Raw genomic sequence first — 26,233 nt, forward strand, 5'->3', positions numbered from 1 at the left:
CTTTAGTTCAAGTCATTGGCGTCCAAGAAAAGTCTGGTCGATTAAAACAGAACGTAAGCGCCAGGTCCGATCAAAGCTACACCGATGGCAACCGCGATCAAAGCGAGGTTGTACTCATAGCCGTTAGAGGTAGCCCAGTATCCGTTTTGACCGTGAACTTTTACAATCGCAATCAGCATGGTAAATGCAATCAAGATCGCTCCAATCCAAGTACCGACACCAGCCGCAAACAACAGACCGCCAACAAGCTCACCCAATCCTGCGAGCAGCGCCATCAAGACACCAGGTTTAACACCGATAGAGTCAAGCCAACCGCCCGTTCCTTTCAAGCCGTAACCACCAAACCAACCAAACAGCTTCTGTGTACCGTGCGCAGCGAAAGTCAAACCTATCACCAAACGAATAATAAGCAGTCCAAGATCCATCATGTTTCATCTCTCCTTAAATGTTTTAAATTATAGTATTTTAAATTTGAGATATTTTGACTAAGGGAAAGCCTCAGTCGAGGCTTTCTATTGCATAAGCAAGTCTTAGAATGTTTCAGCCAGTTTTGCAGCTTTTGTAATGCCTTCTTGCACGATTGCTTCTGCTTTGTCTGGGAATTGGTTGTGGCCTTCCACGATCACTTCAGTGATGTTGGAAACGCCCCAGAAGCCAAGCAGGGTGCGAACGTATTTGTTAGCCAATTCAATAGCTGCCATTGGGCCTTCGGAGTAAACGCCACCGCGTGCGCTCAGCAGAGCCACTTTTTTGTCGCCCATCAGACCTACAGGGCCTTCCGCTGTATACTTGAATGTGATGCCTGCTTGGGACAGGTAATCCATGTAAGTGTGCAGAGGAGCTGGTACAGTGAAGTTCCACATTGGGAACGCGATCACAACTTTATCCGCTTCAGCAAATTGAGTCAGGTATTTTTTAACCAGCTCAGCGCCTTTTTGCTCTTCTGCAGACAGTTCCATACCTTTGCCTGATTTGAACATAGCAGTCAGCAGGTCGTTGCCGTAGTATGGCAGGTTTTCAGCAAACAGGTCCAACTCAACGATTTCATCGTTTTGGTGAGTTTCTTTATAAGTTTGAGCGAAAGCTTCGTAAAGTTTTACACTCACTGCTTGCTCGACTGGTCGATCGTTTGCTTTAATCAATAGTACTTTACTCATGGAAGGAATATTCCCCTTTCGTTTTGTAAGTCGCTAACATTAAATTCGTAAATCTTGATTTTAAGACTATTATGCATTGAAGGTTTTGTCAAGCGCTTTTTTGGTGGAGCGTGGCCGCACCGCTTCGGCTAATAGCTCTCCTGTGCGGCACGACCCAGTTTCTTTAACAATTGGATAGCTTGTTTCTGTTCCTCCGGAGTAAGACCGCTGACTGCTCTTTCAATGGCTGTCTTGTGTGAAGGGAAAATATCCGCCAGTAGCTGGTTTCCTTTTTCCGTCAGCTCTGCATATATGACCCGGCGATCCTCCAAACAGGGTTTGCGGATCAGAAGCTGCTTCTTTTCTAGTTTGTCCACCACGTAGGTAATGTTTCCGCTGGAGATAAGGATCTTTTCGCCAATCTGCTGCAAAGGCTGCGGTCCTTTATGGAAAAGAACCTCCAGCACGCCAAACTCGGTAGGATTGAGTCCGTGCCGGCGAATGTCACGATTGGTATGGGCAGTTACCCAGTTGTACGATCTCGACAGGACGACCATCAGATCGAGGGAATCGTCTCGAACATACTGTTCTGACATGGCTCCCCCTCCTTTCAGGTGAATATCTTTAATTTAAGATAATGTTTATGGTACATGATTGATTTAGGCTTGTCAAACAAAACCCTGACCTAGATAAATAGCGTCAGGGAGGGCTGTGCTTTAGTATTCGATTTTGGTTACCTCTTCTAATGGAGAAAGGGGATTCGTATTTGCTTCTTCAAGCTCGCGCTGCAGCAATTTCTCATGTCCTTCATCGGAAAGGTCAAAATAAAAGTATTCCGGCGGGTCCTTTTTCGCTTGTTTAGGGCGCTGATCTGGCATGACAATCCTCCTTGTCTTTTTTCCTATTGTTCTCCAATCCGTGCGATTCATGCTCGTCGCTCGCAAGCACTTGTTGGGTCGGACCCTTTTATTCATGCTCCGCGTGGCGGCTACTGTCGTATGGCGCACGCCCCTCCACGAAAGCCTCGCGTTAGCAAATTAGACATATTTCACCTGGTTGCAAAACTTTTGTTTAAGTGATAGACTTTTGTTTGTAAACGAAGCTGTGAATGCTACTGAGGAAGAAAGGAGGATGACCGTGGATAAAGAAATGCAGATTTTGCAGCATATTCGCCACAATCCGTTTATCAGCCAGCAGGAATTGGCTGATCTCATGGGCATCTCCCGTTCGGCTGTCGCAGGCTATATCGCCCAGCTAACCAAGCGCGGCGAGATCAAGGGACGGGCTTACGTACTACGCGACGAAGGCTCGATTGCCTGCATCGGCGGCGCCAATCTGGATCGCAAGGCGCGCGGCAAACAGCAAGTGCGCCTGCATTCCTCCAATCCCGTGACGATCATGGAATCGTGCGGAGGGGTCGCCCGCAATATCGCAGAGAATCTGGGCAGGCTGGGCTGCAAGACTTCGCTGTTTACCAGCATCGGGGAAGACAAGGAAGGCGAATGGATCCTGCAGGAAACGCGTAAGCATGGCGTTGATATCAGCCAGGTGTGGAGACTGCCTACCCAGCGGACAGGTACGTACACAGCACTGCTGGACATCGACGGAGAGATGGTTGTCTCCCTCGCGAATATGGACATTTACGATGCGCTGACACCTGAGATGTACGCGGACAAATGGTCGCACATCGCTTCGGCCCAAGCAATTTTCCTGGATACAAACGTACCGGCAGATTGCTTAGCCTACATCATCGAACGCTGCCGAAAAGAGAGTATTCCGCTCTTTGTGGACCCGGTCTCTTCTGCTAAAGCCAAAAAGCTGCCACAGCGATTGGACGGAGTAGAAGCAATTTTGCCCAATCGGGAGGAAGCCGAGCTGTTGGCGGGGATGAGCATCGGATCGATCGAGGAGTGTGCCGAGGCTTGCCGCAGGATCAGGGAACGCGGCGTCAAGCGTGTCATCGTCACGATGGGTGAGCAAGGCATTTACTATCAGGCAGAGGATGCAGACGAGCAGTTCACTCCATACCCAACGGAGGTAGTGGATGTGACGGGAGCAGGAGATGCGTTTGCCTCTGGCCTGCTGTATGGATACGTGAATGGAGAATCTTTTGAACGAGCTTGCCAGCTGGGGTTGGCCGCATCTGCTCTGACCTTGAAAACAGAGCAGTCGGTATCTCCGCTGCTGCGACCCGAACAGCTCGAGCAAACCGTAGACCAATACGAAAAGGAGAGATAACTTATGAAACAATACCTGACCTTTACCGAGGAAGTACGTCACGCTCTGGAGAACAACCTGCCAGTAGTTGCGCTGGAAACCACCATTATCTCGCACGGTATGCCTTATCCGCAAAACATCGAAATGGCCAAAGAGGTTGAGCAAATTATCCGCGACAACGGAGCCGTACCAGCAACGATCGGGATCATGAACGGAAAAATCAAGATCGGTCTGTCGGACAGCGAGCTGGAAGAGTTTGCGACGAACAAATCGGTAGAAAAAGTGAGCCGTCGTGATTTCCCATACATCCTGGCGAGCGGAAAAATCGGAGCGACGACCGTAGCAGCGACGATGATCGCAGCTGAGCTCGCGGGCATCCACATGTTTGCGACCGGAGGAATTGGCGGGGTACACCGCGAAGGCGAGATTACGTGGGATGTTTCCGCTGACCTGACCGAGCTGGCGCAAACAAACGTGGCAGTCGTATGCGCGGGCGCAAAATCGATCCTGGATATCGGACGCACGCTGGAATACCTCGAAACGCACGGCGTACCTGTCGTTGGATACCGTACGGCAGAATTCCCTTCCTTCTTTGCCCGTGAAAGCGGCTTTGGGGTAGATTTCCGCCTGGATACCCCGGAAGAAGTGGGAACCTTGATGGATACCAAATGGAAGCTGGGCCTGAACGGCGGTATGATCATCGCCAACCCGGTGCCTGAAGCAGACGCTCTGGATCATCAGAAGATCGAAGCGGTGATTCTGCAAGCGCTGAAAGAAGCGAAAGACAACAACATCGCCGGTAAAAAGGTAACGCCATTTTTGCTCGACAAAGTGAAGCAGCTGACAGAAGGCAAAAGCCTGCAAACCAATATTGCACTGGTGAAGCACAACGCAGAGGTAGCTGCAAAAATCGCAGTTGCCTACCAGCAAGCAGCGAACCAAGCAAACTAACGAAGCGACACAAGCACGCAATTGCGATCGCTCAGGAAAAGCCCCGAAAAAATGGGGCTTTTTTTCATTTAACCACTTGATATACCCGGAGGGGGTATTGTATAGTAAAGATGTGATAACGAAACAACGTTGGGGGAACAATACGTAAAAATATACCCTCGAGGGGTATCTAGAGGTGAAGCAAAATGAGTGCCAAAACAGCTGAAGCGACAGTGCCGATATCCGGAATGACGTGCGCGGCTTGTGCACTGCGGATAGAAAAAGGTCTCAAAAAGCTGGAGGGTGTGGAGACGGCAAATGTCAATCTGGCATTGGAAAAGTCCACCGTCGTCTACGATCCGGCTGTTACCGATCTGGATCATATCCGCGGGAAAATCGAATCGCTCGGGTATGGTGTGGCAGCAGATAAAGTAGAGCTGAACATTACCGGAATGACATGCGCGGCTTGCGCGACCCGGATCGAAAAAGGGATGAACAAACTGCCTGGCGTCCTGAAGGCGAATGTCAATCTGGCTTTGGAGACAGCGCAAGTGGAGTATGATGCTTCCCAGATCGGTACGGCTGATCTCATCCGCCAGGTCGAAAAGCTGGGGTATCAGGCAGCACGCAAGGAGGAAGGGAAGGAACAGGAGCAAGCAGACCGCCGGCAAATGGAGATCCGGCGTCAAACGATCAAGTTTTGGGTTTCGCTGCTCTTTTCGCTGCCGTTACTTTGGGCGATGGTCAGCCACTTCTCCTTTACCTCGTTTATCTGGCTGCCGGATGCCTTGATGAATCCATGGGTTCAGCTAGCTTTGGCGACACCGGTCCAGTTCATCATCGGCGCACAGTTTTACGTCGGCGCGTACAAGGCACTGCGTAACAAGAGTGCCAACATGGATGTGCTGGTCGCACTCGGTACATCTGCCGCCTATTTCTACAGCTTGTATGTGGCGATCTCTTCGATCGGGACTCACGCGCACATGCTCGAGCTGTACTTCGAGACCAGCGCGGTATTGATCACCCTGATCTTGCTGGGCAAACTGTTTGAGGTAAAAGCGAAAGGCCGCTCATCCGAAGCCATTCGCAAGCTGATGGGACTGCAAGCCAAGACCGCTGTCGTCGTACGTGACGGCGTGGAGATGACCGTTCCGCTGGAAGAAGTGAGACAAGGCGACATCGTGCACGTGAAACCGGGCGAGAAGGTTCCTGTCGACGGTGTCGTTCTGGAAGGGCAATCGGCTGTTGACGAATCGATGCTGACAGGCGAGAGCATTCCCGTTGATAAAGCGGCAGGGGATTCTGTCATCGGTGCGACTCTGAACAAAAACGGCTTTTTGAAAGTGAAAGCCACCAAGGTAGGCAGGGAAACGGCACTGGCGCAGATCATCAAGGTCGTAGAGGAAGCGCAAGGAACGAAAGCGCCAATCCAGCGTCTGGCAGACAGTATTTCGGGTGTGTTTGTGCCAATTGTGGTAGGTATCGCAGTCCTGACCTTCGTCGCATGGTATTTCTGGGTCATCCCTGGCAATTTCGCCGAGGCATTGGAAAAGGCAATTGCCGTACTCGTCATCGCTTGCCCGTGCGCCCTCGGTTTGGCGACGCCGACATCGATCATGGCGGGCTCGGGACGCGCGGCTGAGCTAGGTATTCTATTTAAAGGCGGCGAGCATCTGGAAACCGCACACCATCTGGATACGATCATTCTCGACAAAACGGGTACCGTCACAAAAGGCGAGCCCGAGCTGACAGATGTTTTGGCGATCGAAATGAATGAGGAACAGCTGCTGGCACTGGTGGGAGCCGCTGAGAAAAACTCCGAGCATCCACTGGCGCAGGCTATCGTGAAAGGCATTGGCGAGAAGGGAATCGCGCTCACCCAAACTACCTCTTTTGAAGCCATCCCTGGATACGGGATTCGTGCAGAGGTAGACGGACATGATGTCCTGGTGGGAACACGCCGTCTGCTGGAGCGGGAAGGTATCTCGTTTACGCCTGTAGCGGAAACGATGCTGGCGCTGGAGAAGGCAGGAAAAACAGCAATGCTGGCTGTCGCCTCTGGCAAGCTGGCGGGATTGATCGCGGTGGCGGATACCATCAAGCCTACCTCCAAACAGGCGGTAGAGCGCCTGAAAGCAATGGGTCTGACCGTGATCATGATGACGGGTGACAACCGGCAAACAGCCGAGGCGATCGCCCGCGAGGCAGGAATCGATCACGTAATCGCAGAAGTTTTGCCGGAGGGCAAGGCGGCTGAAGTGAAAAAGCTGCAGGAACAGGGCAAAAAAGTCGCCATGGTCGGTGACGGCATCAATGACGCACCTGCACTGGCTACTGCCGATATTGGAATGGCGATCGGGACAGGTACCGATGTGGCGATGGAAGCAGCAGACATCACGCTGATGCGCGGCGAGCTAACCAGTGTAGCCGATGCGATCGAGATGAGCAAGCGGACGATTCGCAACATCAAGCAAAACCTGTTTTGGGCCTTTGCCTACAATACGCTGGGGATTCCGTTTGCCGCATTGGGCTTCCTAGCTCCGTGGCTGGCAGGCGCAGCGATGGCATTCAGCTCGGTGTCTGTCGTACTCAATGCCCTGCGTCTGCAAAGGGTGAAGCTGTAAATCGGTAACATCTTAAAAATCAGGCAACAAGCGGCTTTGTCCGCATAACTATATCGATAAATCCAAAGGAGAGATCATCATGCAAACCATTACCCTGAATGTAGAAGGAATGTCCTGCAACCACTGCGTCAACACCATCGAGAAAACACTGAAAGAGCTGGGAGCTACCGGCAAGGTGAATCTGGCAGCGAAAACCGTTGAAGTATCCTATGACGAAAGTGGCTTGTCGAAGGAAGCAATCAAGGAAGCCATCGAGGAGCAAGGCTACGACGTCGTGTAAGGACGATAAAAGGAGGGCGCCCACCGTCCATGCGAATTCGGGTGCCGCAAGCTAGGGAAAGGCCGATGCTGCTGTTCTTTTGGACCATCTGGTTCAGAGGGATTGTGCATCGGCCTTTTTGTTTTGGATCAGGCATGGCAAAAAGGAAAACGAAAAGCACCAGCTGACACAGAGGCATGTGAAGCTGGTGTTTTTGTTTGGAGAAAGAACAAATTTGTAAAGAATCTGTAAATAGTTTACTTCCGCTTCATAAAGGAGGAGGTTTCGACTGAAAACAGGCGTCAGGAGCGCCTTCTCATTTTTATCAAAGCTTGGTTCTGCCTTTATACGTCGTTAAAAAAGCGAATTTACAATGAAATCAAACAAAAGCGAAAAAACGGTAGGGATGGGAGGGCAACGGGCATGATGGATTTGCACATGCACACCACGGCTTCGGATGGGAGAATGTCGCCAACGGAATTGCTGGCCGAGGCAAAGTCACGCGATGTCAGTCATATCGCGATTACGGATCACGATACCATAGATGGCTATTTGAAAGCGCGGGAGGAAGCCCGGCAGCTGGGCATTCGGATCGTGCCGGGAATTGAATGGAATACCGATGGACCAGAGGATGAGCTGCACATTCTGGGCTATGGCTTCGATATCTCTGATTCACGCCTCTTGCACCTGATGGACAAAAGGCAGCAGGAGCGCATCGAGTGGGTGAGTGAGATCGTGGAGCGCTGTAATCGATTGGGTATGTCGATTACAGCGCAAGAGTGTCTGGAGCGGGCAAAAGGCAGCGTGATTGTGCGGACGCATATTGCAGAAGCTTTGCTCGCTCGCGGTTATGGAAGCTCGGTGCAGGGGCTGTTCGACAGCTATTTGCGCAAAGGGGCTGCGGCCTATGTCCCTCGTCCGTCCTTTTCCGCTCGGGATGCCATCGAGTACACCCACGAATGTGGAGGCATCGCCGTTTTAGCCCATCCCGGCATTTACTCGTTTGAGGTAAAGCTAGCGTCCTTGCTCGATTATGGGCTGGACGGGATCGAAGTGTATTACTCCCGTCACTCCGCTGCACAGATGGCATTCTGGGAGCGAGAGGCGAAAAAGCATCATCTGATTCGCTCGGGAGGAAGTGATTTCCACGGACACGGCTCTCGCAGTCCTTATCCCGTGGGAAGCGTCGCGATTCCGGCGGAGGTAAAGGAGTGGTGGGCATGCTGTATGTTTCCTCGACACTGATGTGGAAGTACCCGGTGGAGGCGGCCATCCTGATCGCCCGGCAGTACGGATTTTCAGGAATGGAGGTATGGGCGGAGCACGTCTGGTTTCATCAAAGCAATCCTCAGGAGATTCTGGATGCGGCGAAGCGTTCCGGGCTGAAGCTGACTTTGCACGCAGCGAGCTGGGACTTGAATATGTGCTCGCTCAACCAAGGGATTCGCAAACAATCGATCCTGGAAATCAAGCGCTCGCTGTCGCTGGCCCGCGAGATCGGGGCCAAAAGCGTTACGGTTCATCCGGGGCGTGTGACGTTGTCCGCCAAAAACCGTGGGTGGCATGAACCGATTCTGATCGAGAGTCTCAACGAGCTGGCGCAGGAAGCCTGTCGGTTGGGAAGGGTGCTGTCCATCGAGCATATCGAGCCGCTGCCAAAGGAAATGATCGTGACTCCAGCGGACCTGAATCGACTGCGCGCCTCGCTCGATTACCCGACATCGGCTACCTTTGATATCGCCCACGTTCCGCTCACCAGCTCGCTGACGCAATTTTATCAGGAGCTTGATGGCATCGACAAAATCCATGTCAGCGATGCAACGGCAACGAAGCTGCATGTTCCATTGGGGACGGGAGAGATCGATCTTCCGGGGATTTGGCCGCTATTGTGGGAAAAGCATTGCCCTGTCGTAGTGGAAGGCTTCGACGATTCACGTGATTTATCTATGCTCAAGCAAAACCTGCTCTTTTTGCAGCATCCGGATTGTGTCTCAATGTGATAGGAGGTTTCCTAAATCTTGAATATTCTCGTGACCAATGATGATGGCATTTTTTCCGCAGGTGTTCTCAGTCTAGCGAAGTCGCTGCAGCCCTTTGGCAATGTTTATGTTGTCTGCCCGGACCAGGAACGCAGTGCGATCAGCCACGCCATTACGCTGAAATCGCCTATAAAGGCAAACAAAGTTAACTTTTTCGATACATCGATCGAAGCATGGGCGGTCAATGGAACGCCAGCGGATTGTGTAAAGATGGCTATCGAGGTCATTCTCAGGGAGAAGCCGGATGTCGTCGTCTCCGGCATAAACCGTGGTCCTAATCTGGGGAGGGACGTGTTTTACTCAGGTACGATCTCAGCAGCGATTGAAGGCGCGATGTACCAGATTCCGTCCATCGCTGTCTCACTCGCCACCTTAAAGCCAAACGCCTCTTTTTCCATCGTGGAGCCACTCGCCTACGAAGTGTTTGAAACGCTGTTTAGCCACAAGCTCAGCGCAGAGGCGGTTCTCAATATCAACCTGCCCTATCTGTCAAAGGAGATGGTGAAGGGCGTAGCTGCAGTACCGCTGGCTATGGATGTGCTGCGCTACCAGTATGTCGGGATGAACGATCCGCAGGGCTATCTCTGCTACTGGCTGTCCGACAATCTGGGTGAGCTGTACTTCGAGGATGAGGAGTCCGACTATTTCAAGCTGCGGGATGGTTTCATCACGGTTACTCCGCTTCAGCTGAACATGACCAACATCGCCATGAAGACCAAGATCAGCAAATGGTTTCAGGGAGTCAAGCAAAGTGCGCTATCCGCATCCACTCATGATTAGGAGGAATCAGAAATGAAAAGTGTCACTCTTCGTAAATGGACCTTGTCTTTATTTGCAGCGATCTCGGTAGTGGGATTGGCTGCTTGCGGGAGCCAGTCTGCACCGGCCCCATCCGCTTCGACGCCTAGCACGACTCCGGCGGCTGCGCCTGCTCCTGCACCAGCTACGACTGCGCCAAAAGTGGAAGGCACCTTGAGCTTCTATACCTCTCAGCCCGATACGGATGCAGCGGCATTGATTGAGGGCTTCACGAAAAAATATCCGGATGTGAAGGTCGAGCTGTTCCGCTCCGGGACAGAGGAAGTGGTCAGTCGTTTGCAGGCAGAGGCGAAAGCTGGGCAAGTCAAGGCAGACGTGCTGCTGGTTGCAGACGCTCCGACCTTTGCCAGCTTGAAAAAACAAGATCTGCTGCTGTCTTATTCTTCACCTGAGGCAGCCGACATTCCAGCGGATTACAAGGATGCAGATGGGGCTTACACGGGGACGAAAGTGATGGCAACCGTTCTTGCGGTCAACAGCAATAAGGTCAAGACGATGCCAGACAGCTGGAAGGTATTGACCAGCCCAGAGGCTTCCGGCAAAGCAATCATGCCAAGTCCGCTCTACTCGGGAGCAGCGGCATACAACGTAGGGGTGCTGACACGCCAAGCTGATTTTGGCTGGGACTACATGCAAGGCTTGAAGACCAACGCCATGACGGTCATCAAAGGAAACGGCGCGGTACTCAAGAGCGTAGCAGGCGGAGAAAAGGATTACGGCATGATCGTCGATTATCTCGTTGCTCGTGCAAAAACGGAAGGGTCTCCAGTAGAAATGGTGTACCCGAGCGAAGGTGTACCCGTTATCACAGAGCCGATCGGAATTATGAAGGCCTCCCAGAACCAGGAAGCGGCAAAAGCGTTCGTCGATTTTGTCCTATCGGAGGATGGTCAAAAATTGGCGGCGAGTCTCGGCTATACGCCGATTCGCAAAGGAGTGGCGGCACCGGCAGGCTTGAAGTCCATCGAAGAGATCAAAGTGCTCTCAGCCAGCATCGATGAGCTGGAAGCGGCGAGAGAAGACGACAAAAAGAAATTTGGAGAGATGATGGGTGGCAAGTAACCTGCAGACCGCGCTGACGGAGCGGGGGCAGCAGACGGACAAGGGGCGACGATGGGCCGCCCCCTGGTCCACGGAAAAGATGACGACGTGGCTTGTATTGGTGCCAGTCGCCTTCTTTTTTGTCTACCCGCTGTGGAAGCTGCTCGCTCTTTCTGTCGAGACGGAAACCGGATTCGGCTTGGCGTATTTCTCTGAGGTACTGAAAGATGTGCGGACATGGGATGCAGTTGGTCATACTGTCGCGGCGGCAGGAGCTTCGACGGTTATCGCGCTATTGCTTGGCGTTGGGCTGGCTTGGCTTTGCGCTTATACCGATATTCGGTTCAAAGGAGCGGTTCATCTCCTGGCGCTTTTGCCGCTGCTCATTCCTTCGTATGTAATGACGCTGGCTTGGACACAGATGGCCGGTCCGCAGGGGGTCCTGAACCGGGTGGCGAGCTGGCTTTCGGGAAGCCCGGTAGAGCTGTGGAGTGTCTACGGACTGGACGGAATCATTGTCGTGATGGGCTTGACCCACTATCCACTGGTGTACATGCTGACACTGTCCGTCCTGCATCGTATCCCCAAAGAGCTGGAGTGGGCCGCACGCTCTTCGGGAGCAGGGGCATACCTGATGTTTCGCAAGGTCACTCTGCCGCTAGCGCTGCCAGGAATAGCAGGAGGCGGCTTGCTCGCGTTTATCTCCGGCCTGGACAACTTCGGAATCCCGGCTTTTTTGGGAATACCCGAGAATGTTTCTGTACTGAGTACATTAATTTACGAGCAGGTGATTGGATTTGGCCCAAGTGCGTTTGCGCGTGCATCGGTTTTATCGATCCTGCTCGCCATTCTCGCGCTTGCCGGAACGGGACTGCAGTGGCTGATCGTCAGAAAAAGCAAGGTGGATCAGACCAGTGCAGCCGATAAATCAGTACGCGTGCCTTTGGGAAACAGACGCCCGGGAGCCGAGCTGGCTGTCTGGGGGTTTCTCCTGGTCACAAGTGTGCTGCCGCTATTGTCGATGGCGTCCACTGCATTTCTCAAAGCGTATGGATTGCCTTTTGTCTGGGAGAATCTGACGTGGAAGCACTTCGAGTTCGTCCTGCAAAATCATGCGGGAACACGGGCAGCCATCAGCAACAGTCTCATGCTTGCAGGGATGGCGGGTCTTTTCTGCCTGATCGCGGGTACGTGGTTCGCTCATTGGCGTATCCAGCGGCCCTCCTTTGCAGGTAAAGCGATGGAAGGAGCCATCGCGCTGCCCTATGCCCTGCCGGGAATGGTACTGGGTCTGGCAATGATTTTGACGTGGATCGAGCCGATTCCGGGGTCGCAGCCGGGCTTGTACGGGACCGTGTGGCTCATTTTCCTCTCATATGTTATCCGATTTTTTATTCTGCAGGTAAAAAGCAGCACGGTGTCGATCATGCAGGTGGGCAAAGAAGTGGAGGAAGCCGCCAGAATCAACGGGGCGCGTTATTGGACGAGATGGCGCCGGGTGCTCCTGCCTCTCTATTCACCAGGGATGCTGACAGGGTTGTTTCTCGTCTTTTTGACTGCCTTTACCGAATTGACGATTTCCTCGCTGCTGTGGACGTCTGGCTCTGAAACCATTGGTGTGGTTATTTTCAGCTTTGAGCAGGCAGGCTCGACTACTCACAGCACGGCATTGTCCACCCTGATCGTCGCAGCGATTTTGCTCGTCCTTTCAGTGGGCAGCTGGTTGAAACAACTATGGCAACGGAGGATAGAAGAATGAACAGTGCGATGGCGATTGGCGTTTCCAAAGAGTTTGGCAATGTCACAGCTCTAAACCATATCGATCTGTCTGTAGGACGAGGGGAGTTTGTAGCGCTGCTCGGACCAAGCGGGTGCGGAAAGACGACCTTGCTGCGGCTGCTGGCAGGATTCGAGACGCCGACAGATGGGGAGATCTGGATCAATCAGGAGCGGGTCGCGGATAAAACGAGGATGATTCCCCCTGAGGCGCGGCGTATTGGCATGGTGTTTCAGTCCTTTGCCTTGTGGCCGCACATGACGGTTTATGAGAATGTGGCGTTCCCGTTGCAATATCAGCAGCATGTCCCAGCGGATTACCGGGACAATCCGCGCCAACGAGTAGCGAACATGCTGGAGATGGTCGGACTGGCGGGGATGGAAAACCGTTACCCGAGCCAGCTTTCAGGAGGCCAAAAGCAGCGGGTAGCATTGGCACGCGCCATCGTTTTCAACCCCAACCTGCTGCTCATGGACGAGCCGCTGAGCAGTCTGGACGCGGAGCTTCGCATGCAAATGCGCAAGGAAATCCAGCATATTCACCGTGAGCTCGGGACCGCTATCATCTACGTCACGCACGATCAGTCTGAAGCCTTGGGTATGGCGGATCGGATTGTGGTGATGCGAGGGGGACAAATCGAACAGGCAGGGACTCCCCATGCCATCTACTACGAGCCGCAGTCTCCCTTTGTCGCCAAGTTCGTCGGTCGCTCCAACTTCCTGCAGGGGAATTGGGCAGACGCTAGGACGTTCATGCTAGCAAACGGTGAGGGAACCATACCAATCCATGTCTCGCGCGACTGCTCTGCATTTCACGCGCATCAAGTGCTACCGGTGCGTCCCGATCAGCTCAAGCTGCGTCCGTGGGAAGTGGGGTCAGGCGGTGTTCTGGGCACGGTCCGGCACGCTCAGTTTCAGGGGAGAGAATGGCTGTATTCCATCCGTGTAGGAGAGGAAGAGTGGGAGGTCGTTACGGATACCCGCGAGCCGTTTGGGTATGACCAGCAGGTGGAAGTAGAGGTATGCGTGTAGGGGATGCATTCCATTCGTTTGTCCATACGCTCAGCAATGGAAAGGAACCAGCTTTTCTCGAGGCAAAGACAGCCGCGTTTTCACTGACATCAGGCTGGCGGGGCGCACGACACGCTGCGGCAGAGCTTTGTCAGCGTATACAAGCGACTAGGCGCCAATCACGTGATCCTCAGCTTGCCCGAGCAAGATTCGGCCAAGTGGCTTGCGGTACAGATCGGCAGCTAGAAATCTAGAATGAAAGAAGGAAAAGGCTCCGTCTCTCTCATTAGACGGAGCCTTGTTTTATGTAATTCGTTTTTGCCAAATGGACTCAGACCAGTATTTTCTCAAGGTCCTTGTCCAACACGTACACCTCGATACGCTCGCCCATTTTGGTGCTAATATCGCTGTGGCTGGAAAGTACCTTGCACCCCGTATGCTTCTCCACGATCGCCTCCGATTCCTCGCTGTACATCTCCCGCAAGACCTCGCGCATTTCTTTCACAATACGACGGCCCTTTTCGTGACTGGAGAGGTGCTTCTCTTCCACCGTGAGTACACCTTTAAACCGCGCGATGACCATATCTCCCACAATATAGGTCTTGGCTTCCTGGGGGCCTCGTCCAATCAATTCCCGCTGAAACTTGATGAAGGCTTCGCTGATCTCGGCCTCCAGCTTCTTTTTGTTAGAGATGGCCAAGTGCCATTCCTCCCGTAGTTATTATTGTGCCTTATATTACTCAGGGGTCCGATAGCTGTCAACCGGAACCTATGGCAAGACTCCCACCTGCATAAATTGGCTGTTTTGGAAAAGGGTATAACTAGAAGAGTGGCAGACCAATGGAGAGATTCTGAATGAAAACGGACCAAAAGATGTTAGCAGATGAACTCGAAGCTACGATCCGATCGATTCAGTACGGTTTGTCTCATTCGGATGACCTGATCTGAAAAATCAGTGATGTCATCAGCGCAGACATTTGAAAAAGCAAGAGAAACCTTGAAATAACATGAGCGCATGAGGCTTGTTGACGTTAAAACGCTTACATCAATAAAGAATCCGTAAATCGTTCGAAACAGGCAGATACAGGACATTAACATTCAGTTATGCCGGACGTATAATGAGACTCGTAACCAACAATTGCAAATTCTGGCCAAATCCCGAGGCATTCGGGAACGGAGGACCCAATCAGTAGGGGTTAATCCCACATTCTTGTGGGAGGGATGAGAAACTCTTTCGCCATCCTACCCGTCAGCTAACTTCGTCGGCTAAAGCGAGGGAGGTCATAAAGACCGCCTATTCGAGGAGGCCTTTTTTGTTGCCATATTGGCAGGAGAGAAGAGTTTTGCTCGAAACATTCTGCAGGTCTTTTTGTTTTGCCTCAAAAAAGAATAAGCCGTATTGAAGAAAAAGGAAACGGGAGACAAAACGCAAAGATGGCAAACCCCTGCCAGCTGGGCGTTCGGTAGACCAATGAGTACTTTTTCTCCGAGGAAAGATCGTTAAGGCCGCGTGATGCAAACGAGAGCGTTCGTTTGTTTCGCCTGCCCAGCCACTGCATGGCGATCTATCGGGGAAATGGTAAGCATTGGTCTATTTTATTGCCGCTTTCGTACAAGAATCGAAGAAGGAGGGGGAAGAAATGGACGTAGTTTCCATATTGCTCTTGGCGCTTTCATTTGGTGTATTTTTCGGATTTATCCAATTTTGTGACGCCGTGGTGAGAGAACAGGGAGGGAAGGAAAAATGATCTTGTTGCTGTTGATTATGGCGGCGCTGGCCTTGTATTTGTGCCATGCCTTGATCTATCCGGAAAAATACTAAAATAGTCTGATTGATTTTAACCAGGGACTTAAGGAGGAACTGTCGTGGATTTTCTGCAAATAGCGTTGGTTTTGGTCGTACTGCTCGTGCTGGCCATACCGATGGGGCGATATTTGTCTCGGGCATTCGCGTTGGAAGAGACTCGGTTGGATCGCTTTTTTGGCGGAACGGAACGACTGATTTACAAGTTGTGCGGCATACGACTGGCCGATATGAGCTGGAAGCAGTACGCCGTGGCTGTATTGGTGAGCAACATTACGATGGTCGCGATTGCCTACCTCATACTGCGACTGCAAGGTGTACTGCCAGCAAACCCCAGTGGGATTGCCGCGATGGAGCCGCTGCTGTCGTTTAACACCGCTGTCAGCTTTTTGACTAATACCAACCTGCAGCACTATAGCGGAGAGAGCGGGCTGTCTTATCTGTCTCAAATGATTGTCATTATTTATCTGATGTTTACCACTCCTGCGACAGGCATTGCGGTTGTCATGGCATTCATGCGTGGGCTGACAGGCAAGCGCAGCATCGGGAACTATTACGTCGACCTGATCCGGGCGCATACACGGGTACTGATCCCGCTTTCGATCATCGTTACACTGCTGCTCGTCGCACAAGGGGTTCCACAAACGATGGAACCGACGGCGACCGCCACTACCATTACGGGAGCAGAGCAGCAAATTGCTCGAGGCCCTGTCGCTTCTCTTGTTTCGATCAAGCATTTGGGTACAAACGGCGGCGGATTTTTCGGAGTCAACTCGTCACATCCGTTTGAAAACCCGACTCCGCTATCGAACTTATTGGAAATTCTCTCGATGTTTCTCATTCCGGCATCGCTGCCCTTTACCTTTGGATTCATGGCGAAAAGCCGCAAGCAGGGCTGGATCATTTTTGGTGCCATGGGAGTTATGTTCCTCGCATTTTTACTTCTGGCGTACTTTAACGAGATGAATGGCAACCCGGCATTGGAGCGAGCGGGTCTGTCCCAGACAATGGGCAGCATGGAAGGGAAAGAAGTTCGCTTTGGAATAGCGCAGACGGCTTTGTTTACGGCAGTCACGACGGCGGCCACTACCGGGACAGTCAACAACATGCACGATACGTTGACACCTCTTGGTGGACTGGTGCCATTAGGTGAAATGATGCTCAACTGCGTCTTTGGCGGTGACGGGGTAGGAACGATCAACATCCTCATGTACGCGATCCTAGCTGTGTTTATCGCAGGCCTGATGGTCGGTCGCACACCGGAATTTTTGGGACGAAAAATTGAAGGCAGAGAAATGAAGCTGATCGCAATCGCGATTCTGGTGCACCCTTTGATCATCTTGGCACCTACGGCTATTGCCTTGGCGACGGACATGGGCAGCGCCGGGATATCGAACCCTGGCTTCCATGGCATTTCGCAAGCGCTCTATGAATTTACTTCATCCGCTGCCAACAATGGCTCCGGGTTTGAAGGACTGGGAGACAACACGCCGTTCTGGAATATTTCAACCGGTCTGGTCATGCTGTTCGGTCGGTACATCTCGATCATTGCCATGCTGGCTGTAGCAGGTTCCTTGATTGCCAAAACGCCTGTACCGGAAACGATGGGGACATTGCAGACGGACAATAACGTCTTCCTGGTGATTCTAATTGCTACTGTCGTCATCGTGGGCGCACTGACTTTCTTGCCGGTACTGGCTTTGGGACCGATCGCGGAATGGCTGACCATCCGATAGAAGGCAAACGGATTAAAAATTATAGAAGCAAAGGAGATTTTACGATGAGCAGAACGCGCACGGTTGCGCTTCCCAAAGATTTGTATCGGAGGGCGTTTGTCGAGTCTTTTAAAAAATTGGACCCGCGCGTCATGATGAAGAATCCGGTGATGTTTGTGGTGGAGGTAGGGTTTGTCATAACCCTGCTCCTCACCTTCGTTCCCAACCTGTTTGGCGGAGAAGCGAAACCCCTTTTCAACGCGGTAGTCAGCTTCATTCTCTTCGTGACCATCCTGTTTGCCAACTTCGCGGAGGCATTGGCGGAAGGGCGCGGGAAGGCACAAGCGGAGAGTCTGAAAAAAACCAAGCAGGAAACAAAGGCCCGCCGAATTGCCAAAGACGGATCCCTGCAAATGGTCAATTCCACTGATTTGCGCAAAGGTGACATCGTCATCGTGGAAACGGGTGAGCTGATCCCTAACGACGGGGAAATCATCGAAGGGGTAGCCTCCGTTGACGAATCTGCCATTACGGGTGAATCTGCTCCTGTCATCAAAGAGGCGGGAGGGGATTTCAGCTCGGTTACAGGAGGCACGCGTGTCGTCAGCGACCAGATCCGCATCCGAGTAACGACAGATCCTGGTGAATCGTTCCTCGACCGTATGATTTCATTGGTAGAAGGGGCGAAACGCCAAAAGACACCGAATGAGATTGCGCTGAGTACGCTTTTAGTAAGCTTGACCCTGATATTCCTGATCGTGTGCACGACACTCTTGCCGATTGCCGGATTTGTAAATGCAGCCATTCCGGTTGCAACACTGATTGCCTTGCTCGTTTGTCTGATCCCGACTACGATTGGTGGCTTATTGTCTGCGATCGGTATTGCCGGTATGGACCGTGTGACACAATTCAACGTCATTGCCACGTCAGGGAAAGCTGTAGAGGCATCTGGTGATATCAACACCATCATTTTGGATAAGACAGGGACGATTACGCACGGAAACAGGATGGCAGCGGAGTTTGTGACCGTAGGAAAAGCCAAACTGGAGGTGCTGAATAAAGTAGCAGCACAAAGCTCCCTGTACGATGAAACGCCAGAAGGTCGTTCCGTGATTGAGCTGGCCAAGAAACAGGGTTTGTCTAGCGAAGCGCTGCAGCTGCCTGGTTCAGAAGGAATAGAGTTCCGTGCTGAAACCCGCATGAGCGGTACGAATCTGGCAGACGGCTCGCTTATTCGTAAAGGGGCTGTAGATGCCATCAAGAAATACGTTACCGAGCAGGGAGGCAGCATCCCCTCCGATTTGGAGACGAAAGCGAATGCAATCGCGGTAGCCGGCGGAACGCCACTGGCTGTTGTGGAGGGCAAGACCATTCTGGGTTTGATTTATTTGAAAGATACCGTCAAGCCGGGGATGCGCGAGCGTTTTGAGGAGCTGCGCCGCATGGGGATTCGTACGGTGATGTGTACGGGCGACAACCCGCTGACGGCAGCGACTATTGCAAAAGAAGCCGGCGTCGATGACTTCGTGGCAGAGGCGAAACCGGAAGACAAGATTGCTTTAATCCGAAAAGAACAGGCAGAGGGTAAGCTGGTCGCGATGACTGGTGATGGAACGAATGACGCGCCAGCACTCGCTCAGGCAGATGTCGGACTGGCGATGAACTCGGGGACAGTCGCGGCCAAAGAAGCGGCGAACATGGTCGACCTGGACTCCGACCCGACGAAAATCATCGAGGTGGTAGCCATCGGCAAACAGCTGTTAATGACTCGCGGTGCCTTGACAACCTTTAGTATCGCAAACGATGTAGCAAAATACTTTGCGATTATCCCGGCGATGTTCATGCTGGCGATTCCACAAATGAGTGCTCTTAACATCATGAATCTGGCGACACCGCAAAGTGCGATTTTGTCGGCGTTGATCTTCAATGCGATCATTATCCCGATCCTGATTCCGCTTGCGATGAAGGGTGTCAAATACACACCGATGAGTGCGTCGAAGCTGCTCAGCCGCAATCTCGTGATCTACGGTCTGGGGGGCATTCTCGTACCGTTTATCGGAATTAAGCTGATCGACATGATCCTCGCGACGTTTAGCCTGGTGTAACCATCATTTACGCAAAGAAAGCAAAGGTGAAGATATATGTGGCTTACCAATCTGCGTCTCAGTTTCGTTCTGTTGTTGATTTGCGGTCTGGCGTATCCGCTGGCGATGACGGGCATATCCCAAGTCGTCATGCCTGCACAGGCGAGCGGCAGCTTGATCGTCGATGAAAATGGCGAGGTGCTCGGCTCTGAACTGATTGGCCAGAACTTCACGGATCCGAAGTACTTTTCTGGACGCGTTTCTTCTATAGAAAATAACGCGGCAGGCTCTGGCTCCAACAACTACGCGCCTTCCAACCCTGCGCTTATCGAACGTACACAGAAGGATTTGGCTGCTTTTCTTGAAGCGAATCCGGGTGTCAAACAGGAGGATATCCCAGCGGATCTGTTGACTAACTCCGGCTCAGGTCTTGACCCGCATATTTCTCCACAAGCTGCCTTGGTACAGGTAGATCGTATTGCCAAGGCGAGAAACCTGGATCCAGCCAAGCTTCGGGCACTGATTGATGAACAGACAGAAGGCAGAAGCCTGGGGGTATTTGGTGAACCACGGGTAAATGTGTTGAAGCTGAACCTGGCACTGGATCAGCTTAAGTAAGGAAACCCATCATTTCTCTACGTAAACAAAGGAGAGCGTGCGCATGGCTGAGCAGTTTCGGAGAAAGTCCCCTGAAGAAATCCTGCAGTCCATTTCCAACATGCATCGGGGAAGGCTGAAAATCATCCTCGGGGCCGTGAGTGGTTCCGGCAAGACCTATCATTTGCTGATGGAAGGACAGAGCTTGAAAAAGAAGGGGATCGATGTGGTGGTCGGTATGCTGGGGACAGCCACGCGTCCGAAACTGGCTGAGCAGCTCGAGGGGCTGGAGAAAGTACCGGCGATTTCCTGGATCGCACAGAGCGAAGAAAAATGCGATCTGGACGTAGCCGCCATCGTAGCTCGTGATCCAGAGGTCGTACTTGTTGACGGGCTCGCTCATCGTAATCGTGCGGATGCTCCCAGGCAGACTCGTCTGGACGATGTACTGTATTTACTGAATCGCAATATCAGCGTGATCGCCACCGTCAATGTTTACGAGTTGGCTGGCATGAAGGAGCTGGCGGAACGCTTGACCAAGGCAGAGGTACGGATTGACCAGTGCGTACCAGAAGACACCCTCGCTCTGGCAGACGAAGTAAAGCTTTTGGATGTGACGCCTGAATCCATGCTGAAGCGGCTGGAGGAGGGGAACATTGAGGCTGCGCAAACACCTAATCTCCTGTTTCGGCGAGACAATTTGCACGTCTTGAGGGAGCTTGCCTTGCGATTTGTCGCCAATGGAGTCAACGAGGACTTGGAGGACTATCGGGAAAAGCACGGAATGGTTGGTGCCTCGGGAGCAACAGAGCGTGTGCTGGTGTCCGCCCAGTATCATTGGAATGGATCGATTCTGGTCAGAAGAGGCCAACAGGTGGCCAAGCGGCTCGGCGGAGAGCTCTTGGTCGTTTGCTTTCAGTCACAGGCGAAAAAGCTGACGAAGGAAGAGGCAACTTTTCGCCGTTCCATCGGAAAGCTGGTCGAAAAAGTAGGGGGAGTATTCGAGGAGCGCCCTTTGCAGCGGAATATGGACGTGGCGAATGAGCTGGTCGCCTACGGGATGGACAACAACGTTACGCGTATTGTGATGGGACAGTCCAAGCGAACGCGATGGGAAGAAGTCTGGTATGGCTCTGTCGTCCACAGGATTTTGCGGAAGACGAGGAACATCGACATCTTAATTGTGGCGGACCGATCAGAGCGGGATGGCGAGCGGGTATTGCCGACGAAAAGAAGCGTCGTGAAGCCAAATCCGTATCGGCGTTTGTCTGAAGAAGAGGTCGAGCAGGAAATCGGGAAAATTCGGCGAGGGACACTGAAGGTTTACGTGGGTGCCGCGCCGGGAGTGGGAAAGACCTACACGATGCTTCGTGAGGGAAACGAACTGGCTCAAAAAGGCATTGATGTAGTCATAGGTCTGCTGGAGACCCACGGACGAAAGGAAACGCTCGAGCAGGTAGCAGCTCTCCCCCTCATCGCCCGTAAACAAATTCCGTACAAAAATGTCGTGCTCGAGGAGATGGACACGGATGCCATCATTCGCCGAAATCCGGAAGTGGTGCTGGTCGATGAGCTTGCCCATACCAACGTGCAGGGCAGCATCAACGAAAAACGCCATCAGGATGTGGAGAAAATTTTGTCGGCGGGTATTTCTGTAATATCCACGATGAATATCCAGCACCTGGAGAGCCTGAATGACAGTGTGGAACAGATCACGGGCATCCGTGTGCGGGAAACGGTACCCGATCACATTCTCCACCAGGCGGAAGAGGTAGAGCTGATCGATATTTCCCCTAAAGCTTTGCGTCAGAGAATGCGTGAGGGAAACATTTACGCCATGGAAAAGGTAGAGCAGTCCCTAAATCACTTTTTTAAAACAGGGAACTTGATCGCCTTGCGCGAGCTGGCTTTGCGCGAAGTGGCGGACGATGTGGATGAGCGTCTGGAGGCTTGGGAGAGGCGGACACTTCGCGGACCGTGGCGGCAGCAGGAAGTCATTTTTGTCTGTGTCAATTTGCGTGCAGACAGTGAGCGTCTGATTCGTCGAGGGTTTCGAATCGCTTACCGGCTAAAGGCAAGGTGGTACGTAGCCTACGTACAGGATCATGAGCCGTTGACTGCAGAGGAACAGCAGCAGCTGGATAAGCTGAAGAAGCTGACGGAACGGCTTGGGGGAGTTTTTGAACAAGGGAAGGCAGCAAACCGACGAAAGGTCTTTACCCAGCTCGTCAGTCAAATGAACGACAGGCAAACGACACAGGCTGTCATTGGGCAATCAGCGAGGACGAGGTGGAAAGAAATTCGGGAAGGATCCGTGATTCTGCGGCTGCTGCGGGAAGTTCGCCACATGGATGTGCTGGTCGTAGCTGATCATACACCCGACATCGGATAAGGGAGGATTACAAATGGGTGGAGAGAAGGAAGAACGATGGGAGCAAAGGATGGCGGACGCCTTTAGACAGCTGGATACGTTCTTAGAGGGTCATGGACATCAGAGCTTAGAGCAGTCAGAGCCCTGTACAGAAAAGCAACTGTTTGCTTTACTGACCCGGGTTTACTTGAATGAGGAAGAGATCCGTGTGAGGCAAAAGCTGAAGCGAAAGTCCTCCCAGCGTATTTCTCGTGTCATTCACGAAAAGGTTGGAGTGTTTCTCTCACAGAGGCTGCCTGACTACGAGTTTAACGCTATGGAAGGGTTGCTATTTGCCAAAAAGGATAAAGAGATCGTGGCTGTGCTCAAATGTATTCCGGATTTGGGCAGCTACGATACCCACTCTTGGAATGCGACGATCGCACGATTTGTGAAGCAATACCAAAAACGGTTTCAGCTGGCTCCTGAACGGCTGCTGTTTGTCGTCTGCTCCCTTTCGAAGAGTCTGGATGCCGCACATGCCAAAGAATTGACGGGAATCGAGGTGTGGACGGGCACGGCGCTCACGGCACCTGCGTACCGGGAGGCGCTGCAGGCGTATGTGGGCAAATGTGTAGAAACGATTGCTGCACTGCCCATCCCCGCCCAACAGGTTTATTTTCTGAGCGGCGATGTGCATCCCAACGCTTTGGCCTGTCAATTGCTCCAAGGAGAAGCGGCGAATTTTCCTGATCGCTGGCTGCGTCCATCCGTCAGTGAGTTAATCCAGTTTTTGGATGGCAAGCTGTGATATACTGATGGCATTTACAGCAGTAATCAGGAGGGATTGGCGATAAAAGTAAACGTGGTGGGGATACCTCATTTTGCTGGAGCGTATGTTTCGGGGACGGAGCTTGCGCCAGACGCACTGCGAAAGGCTGGTCTGGTGGAAAAGATGCAAGGGCTCGGGCTGGAAGTACAGGATGCAGGAAATCTGAAGCTTCCGGATTATTTGCCACGGCACAATATTCCGCCGGTTCGCAATTGGCCTGCACCGCGCATGCTGTGGGACTTGCTCACAGAAGAGGCACGAAGCTGGTTGAAGGGTGAGGATTTTGCCCTTCTGCTCGGGGGAGATTGCAGTACGATCGTAGGCACAGCGGCAGCCTTCAGCCAGTTGTATGGAGAAAAAGCATACTTGCTGGTGATCGACGGCCATTTCGATGCGGTTCGTCCCACTGCGACTCGCTGCATCGGGGCTGCGGGCATGGGACTCTGGTTTTTGCTGCAGGGCGGTGATACGTGGATCGCGGATACTGGCTGGAAGGCAGAGCGAATGACAGTGATTGGCTGCCAGGAGCAGCCCGTGCAGAACTACGGCGTAGAGATCGTTACACTTGCCCAGCTTCGCTCGGTTGATTTGCTGGATCGGGTCCGCACCGTTTTGGAGAAAATTCCGGCAGATGCGAAACTGCTTGTCCATTTCGACGTAGATGTAATGGATGAAGAAGCGATGGCTGCCGCGTATGCACCGAGCAAAGTTGGACTATCTCTGGCAGAGGCAGAACGCTTGGTGACAGCGGTGGTGCAAGATCGACGGGTAGTGGGCATCGAAGTAACGGAGTTTTCTGCGTTGCGAGACACGACAGGAGAACAGGCCGAAAGACTTGTTCATTTGCTGGCGAATGTATTGTCTACTCGCGCGAGAGCAGCTTCTTCTGATACACTAAAGATATAAGTGATTACTTATGAGCGGAGGAGGAGAAGCTTTATGCTGAAAAAGCTGATGGCTAAATTGGGTGTTGGAGCAGCAAAGGTAGATTTGCAGCTGGATCGTTCCGGGTATCGCCTCGGGGAAACAATGACGGGTGTCGTGCGAATTGAAGGCGGCAATGTCGAGCAGAGCATTAGCGATCTGAGCGCGGTACTGATGATGAAGGCCTATGTAAAGGGACAGGAAGTGCGGAAGGCCGTTCAACTGTACCCGGTACGAAGCAATTTCACGGTTCAGCCAAAACCTGCTGTTCAGGAGATCCCTTTTGCTTTTGAATTGCCGGAAGGTTTGGCTATGTCCACGCCGTCCATTCAATACTATCTGCATACGAAGCTGGATGTAGAGATGGCGCTGGACCCGACGGATATGGACTTCATCCAGGTGCTCCCGCCTGAACCGGTAGAACGCGTCCTGCAAGCCTTAGAGCGTCTCGATTTGCGCCAAAAGCAGGACTCCGGAAAGCTGACCCCATATGGCCAGGAGTTTTCCTTTTTCCCGGCTACCCAGCTAGGGATGCCACTGAAGGAGCTGGAGGTCATCTTCTTCTCGGCGCCAGGTGAGCTGAAGCTGCTGGTCGAGCTGGACCTCGCTACAGGCTTCTTGAGACGCGAGGTGGAGTACAAAGCGGAAATCGTGGTCCCACAAGGACTGCTTCAGCCAGGGCAGGAAGAAGAGCTCTCCCGTTTCCTGCTGGAGACCATTCGTGAATACGCGAACAACCCAAGCGCAATCCCGTACGTATCCATGGCAGCCTACCGCCAAGGCCAATACGGCCATCACAGTCACCGCGGCAGCGGAATGGGCGGCATGATCGGCGGTATGGCAGCAGGCTTCCTCGGAGGAATGCTGCTCAATGAAATGATGTTCGGTGACGAGGAAATGGCTTCGGAGGATGACATGGGCGGAGACGAAGGCGACGACGGCGACGACGGCGGTTTCGACTTCGGTGGATTTGACGAAGAACTGTAAGAATAGACACCAATAGGAAAAGCCATCACTTGCCTATGATGAGGCAGGGGGTGGCTTTTTTGTTAGGTAGACATCCCTGTGTTCCCTTTCAAAAACGCCGCCAAGGAAAACGGAGAAAAAAGCGGAGGTCTTAGGGACACAGCCGAGGCGAAAAGAAAAAAGAGGAACAATCTTTTTGCGTCCAACGTGCGGACGCTCCTGGAGACGGCTGCTTTTGGACGCAGTTCCTCTTTTGAGTGGAGCCGTGCAGGGATGACCCCGAGCGGGTGGCCCTACGAACCGGAGCTTTTTTCTCCGTTTTTCCGCACATAGGATAGGCCAACAGCGTATACCTAATAGGCAACGAGAAAGAGGTGACCATATATGAGCGGATGGCTCTCGCTCCTGCTCGTTTCCCTGGCCATCAGTATGGACAGTGTCAGTGTAGGGTTGACGTATGGGCTGCGCAATATGAGAATGCCGTTCCTGTCGCTTATTGTCGTGTCGGGTTGTTCGTTTGTCGTTGTTTATGGTGTCATGATGGTTGGTTCGTCCCTCACGTATTGGCTGACTCCGGAGATCGGAAAGCAAATCGGGGCGGCTGTTTTGATTGTGATGGGGCTATTTACGCTTTGGAGGCTCGTTTCTCCCCGCTCTACCGCCGAGGAGGAGCAGAGCACAAAAGTGGATGTAGCGCTCGTGGAAAAAGAGGGAGAGCCCGAGTGGAAGGTGCTCTCGCAATTTCGCGTATTTGGCGTAATGATTCAGATTCTTCGCGATCCGGCCCAGGCGGATACTGACCGTTCGGGTCATATCATGGGCTGGGAAGCCGTTATGCTCGGGTTGGCGCTGTCGCTGGATGCCTTTGGAGCGGGGATTAGCCTGACCTTCCTCGGCTATTCTCCTTTGGTGGTCGCTCTCTGCATTGCGGTGATGGGCGCACTATTGCTGCAGATTGGTCTGACACTGGGGCGTCGTGCCGGGCAAAGCAAATGGATTTCCAAGCTGACCTGGCTGCCGCCGATTCTTTTGATCTGCATTGGGGTTGCGAAAAGTTTTAAATAGCGTAAATTAATCTGCCCGTCCCAAGCACAAGGGATGGGTTGTTT

General features: G+C 52.6%; 25 protein-coding genes and 1 riboswitch. Of the genes, 20 read left to right on the plus strand and 5 right to left on the minus strand.

Annotation, left to right across the window (positions count from 1 at the left end; translation table 11 throughout):
* Positions 1–41: 41 nt before the first annotated feature.
* From ACLIN2_RS02180 to ACLIN2_RS02195, 4 genes are all read right to left on the minus strand, one after another.
* On the minus strand, positions 42–428 hold the full coding sequence (locus tag ACLIN2_RS02180) for a DoxX family protein (RefSeq protein ID WP_092270541.1): 387 nt from the start codon (positions 426–428) through the stop codon (positions 42–44).
* 102 nt (positions 429–530) lie between these two features.
* A complete protein-coding gene (locus tag ACLIN2_RS02185; protein WP_092270544.1) occupies positions 531–1,157 on the minus strand; it encodes an FMN-dependent NADH-azoreductase in 627 nt (208 codons plus the stop codon).
* A 128-nt stretch (positions 1,158–1,285) separates the two neighbouring features.
* Entirely contained in the window at positions 1,286–1,732 is a 447-nt protein-coding gene (locus tag ACLIN2_RS02190) for a MarR family winged helix-turn-helix transcriptional regulator (RefSeq protein ID WP_122925617.1), read from the minus strand.
* Between the two features lie 120 nt (positions 1,733–1,852).
* Entirely contained in the window at positions 1,853–2,014 is a 162-nt protein-coding gene (locus tag ACLIN2_RS02195; RefSeq protein WP_170184351.1) for a hypothetical protein, read from the minus strand.
* A gap of 259 nt (positions 2,015–2,273) precedes the next feature.
* On the opposite strand from ACLIN2_RS02195, the gene ACLIN2_RS02200 reads away from it, so the two are divergent.
* The 11 genes from ACLIN2_RS02200 (at position 2,274) to ACLIN2_RS02250 (ending at position 14,106) form a co-directional block, all read left to right on the plus strand.
* Positions 2,274–3,374 (plus strand): carbohydrate kinase, encoded by a 1,101-nt coding sequence (locus tag ACLIN2_RS02200; protein ID WP_400586997.1) that lies wholly within the window; start codon positions 2,274–2,276, stop codon positions 3,372–3,374.
* Between the two features lie 3 nt (positions 3,375–3,377).
* Positions 3,378–4,304 carry a pseudouridine-5'-phosphate glycosidase gene (locus tag ACLIN2_RS02205; RefSeq protein WP_092270550.1) on the plus strand — a complete coding sequence of 309 codons (927 nt, stop codon included), beginning with the start codon at positions 3,378–3,380 and terminating at the stop codon, positions 4,302–4,304.
* Between the two features lie 185 nt (positions 4,305–4,489).
* Entirely contained in the window at positions 4,490–6,907 is a 2,418-nt protein-coding gene (locus tag ACLIN2_RS02210) for a heavy metal translocating P-type ATPase (protein ID WP_411503118.1), read from the plus strand.
* A gap of 79 nt (positions 6,908–6,986) precedes the next feature.
* On the plus strand, positions 6,987–7,187 hold the full coding sequence (locus ACLIN2_RS02215) for a copper ion binding protein (protein WP_122925620.1): 201 nt from the start codon (positions 6,987–6,989) through the stop codon (positions 7,185–7,187).
* Between the two features lie 402 nt (positions 7,188–7,589).
* Positions 7,590–8,411: a PHP domain-containing protein gene (locus ACLIN2_RS02220; protein ID WP_411503119.1), complete on the plus strand. Its 822-nt coding sequence runs from the start codon at positions 7,590–7,592 to the stop codon at positions 8,409–8,411.
* A complete protein-coding gene (locus ACLIN2_RS02225) occupies positions 8,387–9,166 on the plus strand; it encodes a sugar phosphate isomerase/epimerase family protein (RefSeq protein ID WP_092270563.1) in 780 nt (259 codons plus the stop codon). Before ACLIN2_RS02220 ends, ACLIN2_RS02225 begins: the two co-directional genes overlap by 25 nt.
* An 18-nt stretch (positions 9,167–9,184) precedes the next feature.
* The gene (gene surE, locus ACLIN2_RS02230; RefSeq protein ID WP_092270566.1) at positions 9,185–9,985 is read left to right on the plus strand and encodes a 5'/3'-nucleotidase SurE; all 801 of its coding nucleotides are present in this window, start codon (positions 9,185–9,187) and stop codon (positions 9,983–9,985) included.
* A gap of 12 nt (positions 9,986–9,997) precedes the next feature.
* Entirely contained in the window at positions 9,998–11,086 is a 1,089-nt protein-coding gene (locus ACLIN2_RS02235) for an ABC transporter substrate-binding protein (protein ID WP_092270569.1), read from the plus strand.
* Positions 11,076–12,824, plus strand: coding sequence for an ABC transporter permease (locus ACLIN2_RS02240; protein WP_411503120.1), 1,749 nt, complete (start codon positions 11,076–11,078; stop codon positions 12,822–12,824). The genes ACLIN2_RS02235 and ACLIN2_RS02240 overlap by 11 nt, the downstream gene beginning before the upstream one ends.
* A complete protein-coding gene (locus tag ACLIN2_RS02245) occupies positions 12,821–13,873 on the plus strand; it encodes an ABC transporter ATP-binding protein (RefSeq protein ID WP_092270575.1) in 1,053 nt (350 codons plus the stop codon). Before ACLIN2_RS02240 ends, ACLIN2_RS02245 begins: the two co-directional genes overlap by 4 nt.
* Positions 13,864–14,106, plus strand: coding sequence for a hypothetical protein (locus ACLIN2_RS02250; RefSeq protein ID WP_411503121.1), 243 nt, complete (start codon positions 13,864–13,866; stop codon positions 14,104–14,106). The genes ACLIN2_RS02245 and ACLIN2_RS02250 overlap by 10 nt, the downstream gene beginning before the upstream one ends.
* A gap of 77 nt (positions 14,107–14,183) precedes the next feature.
* Here ACLIN2_RS02250 and ACLIN2_RS02255 read toward each other — a convergent pair whose 3' ends face one another.
* Positions 14,184–14,552 carry a DUF2294 domain-containing protein gene (locus ACLIN2_RS02255; RefSeq protein WP_092270581.1) on the minus strand — a complete coding sequence of 123 codons (369 nt, stop codon included), beginning with the start codon at positions 14,550–14,552 and terminating at the stop codon, positions 14,184–14,186.
* A 439-nt stretch (positions 14,553–14,991) separates the two neighbouring features.
* Positions 14,992–15,135: riboswitch (cyclic di-AMP (ydaO/yuaA leader) on the plus strand.
* Positions 15,136–15,596: 461 nt separating this feature from the next.
* Here ACLIN2_RS02255 and kdpF point away from each other — a divergent pair.
* The 9 genes from kdpF (at position 15,597) to ytaF (ending at position 26,189) form a co-directional block, all read left to right on the plus strand.
* Positions 15,597–15,674 carry a K(+)-transporting ATPase subunit F gene (gene kdpF, locus ACLIN2_RS02260; RefSeq protein WP_122925751.1) on the plus strand — a complete coding sequence of 26 codons (78 nt, stop codon included), beginning with the start codon at positions 15,597–15,599 and terminating at the stop codon, positions 15,672–15,674.
* Positions 15,675–15,718: 44 nt separating this feature from the next.
* Entirely contained in the window at positions 15,719–17,392 is a 1,674-nt protein-coding gene (gene kdpA, locus ACLIN2_RS02265) for a potassium-transporting ATPase subunit KdpA (protein ID WP_411503122.1), read from the plus strand.
* A 44-nt stretch (positions 17,393–17,436) separates the two neighbouring features.
* Positions 17,437–19,476: a potassium-transporting ATPase subunit KdpB gene (gene kdpB / locus ACLIN2_RS02270; protein WP_411503123.1), complete on the plus strand. Its 2,040-nt coding sequence runs from the start codon at positions 17,437–17,439 to the stop codon at positions 19,474–19,476.
* A gap of 36 nt (positions 19,477–19,512) precedes the next feature.
* Positions 19,513–20,073 carry a potassium-transporting ATPase subunit KdpC gene (gene kdpC, locus ACLIN2_RS02275; RefSeq protein ID WP_411503124.1) on the plus strand — a complete coding sequence of 187 codons (561 nt, stop codon included), beginning with the start codon at positions 19,513–19,515 and terminating at the stop codon, positions 20,071–20,073.
* Positions 20,074–20,116: 43 nt separating this feature from the next.
* Entirely contained in the window at positions 20,117–22,444 is a 2,328-nt protein-coding gene (locus tag ACLIN2_RS02280; protein WP_411503125.1) for a histidine kinase, read from the plus strand.
* Between the two features lie 13 nt (positions 22,445–22,457).
* On the plus strand, positions 22,458–23,213 hold the full coding sequence (locus ACLIN2_RS02285) for a hypothetical protein (RefSeq protein ID WP_411503126.1): 756 nt from the start codon (positions 22,458–22,460) through the stop codon (positions 23,211–23,213).
* A 36-nt stretch (positions 23,214–23,249) separates the two neighbouring features.
* The gene (locus tag ACLIN2_RS02290; protein WP_411503127.1) at positions 23,250–24,140 is read left to right on the plus strand and encodes an arginase family protein; all 891 of its coding nucleotides are present in this window, start codon (positions 23,250–23,252) and stop codon (positions 24,138–24,140) included.
* Between the two features lie 33 nt (positions 24,141–24,173).
* Positions 24,174–25,145 (plus strand): sporulation protein, encoded by a 972-nt coding sequence (locus ACLIN2_RS02295; protein WP_411503128.1) that lies wholly within the window; start codon positions 24,174–24,176, stop codon positions 25,143–25,145.
* Between the two features lie 363 nt (positions 25,146–25,508).
* Entirely contained in the window at positions 25,509–26,189 is a 681-nt protein-coding gene (gene ytaF / locus ACLIN2_RS02300) for a sporulation membrane protein YtaF (protein WP_411503129.1), read from the plus strand.
* The last annotated feature ends 44 nt before the right edge of the window (positions 26,190–26,233 follow it).

The sequence above is a fragment of the Brevibacillus centrosporus genome (genome assembly GCF_046622605.1).
Taxonomy (GTDB): domain Bacteria; phylum Bacillota; class Bacilli; order Brevibacillales; family Brevibacillaceae; genus Brevibacillus; species Brevibacillus centrosporus.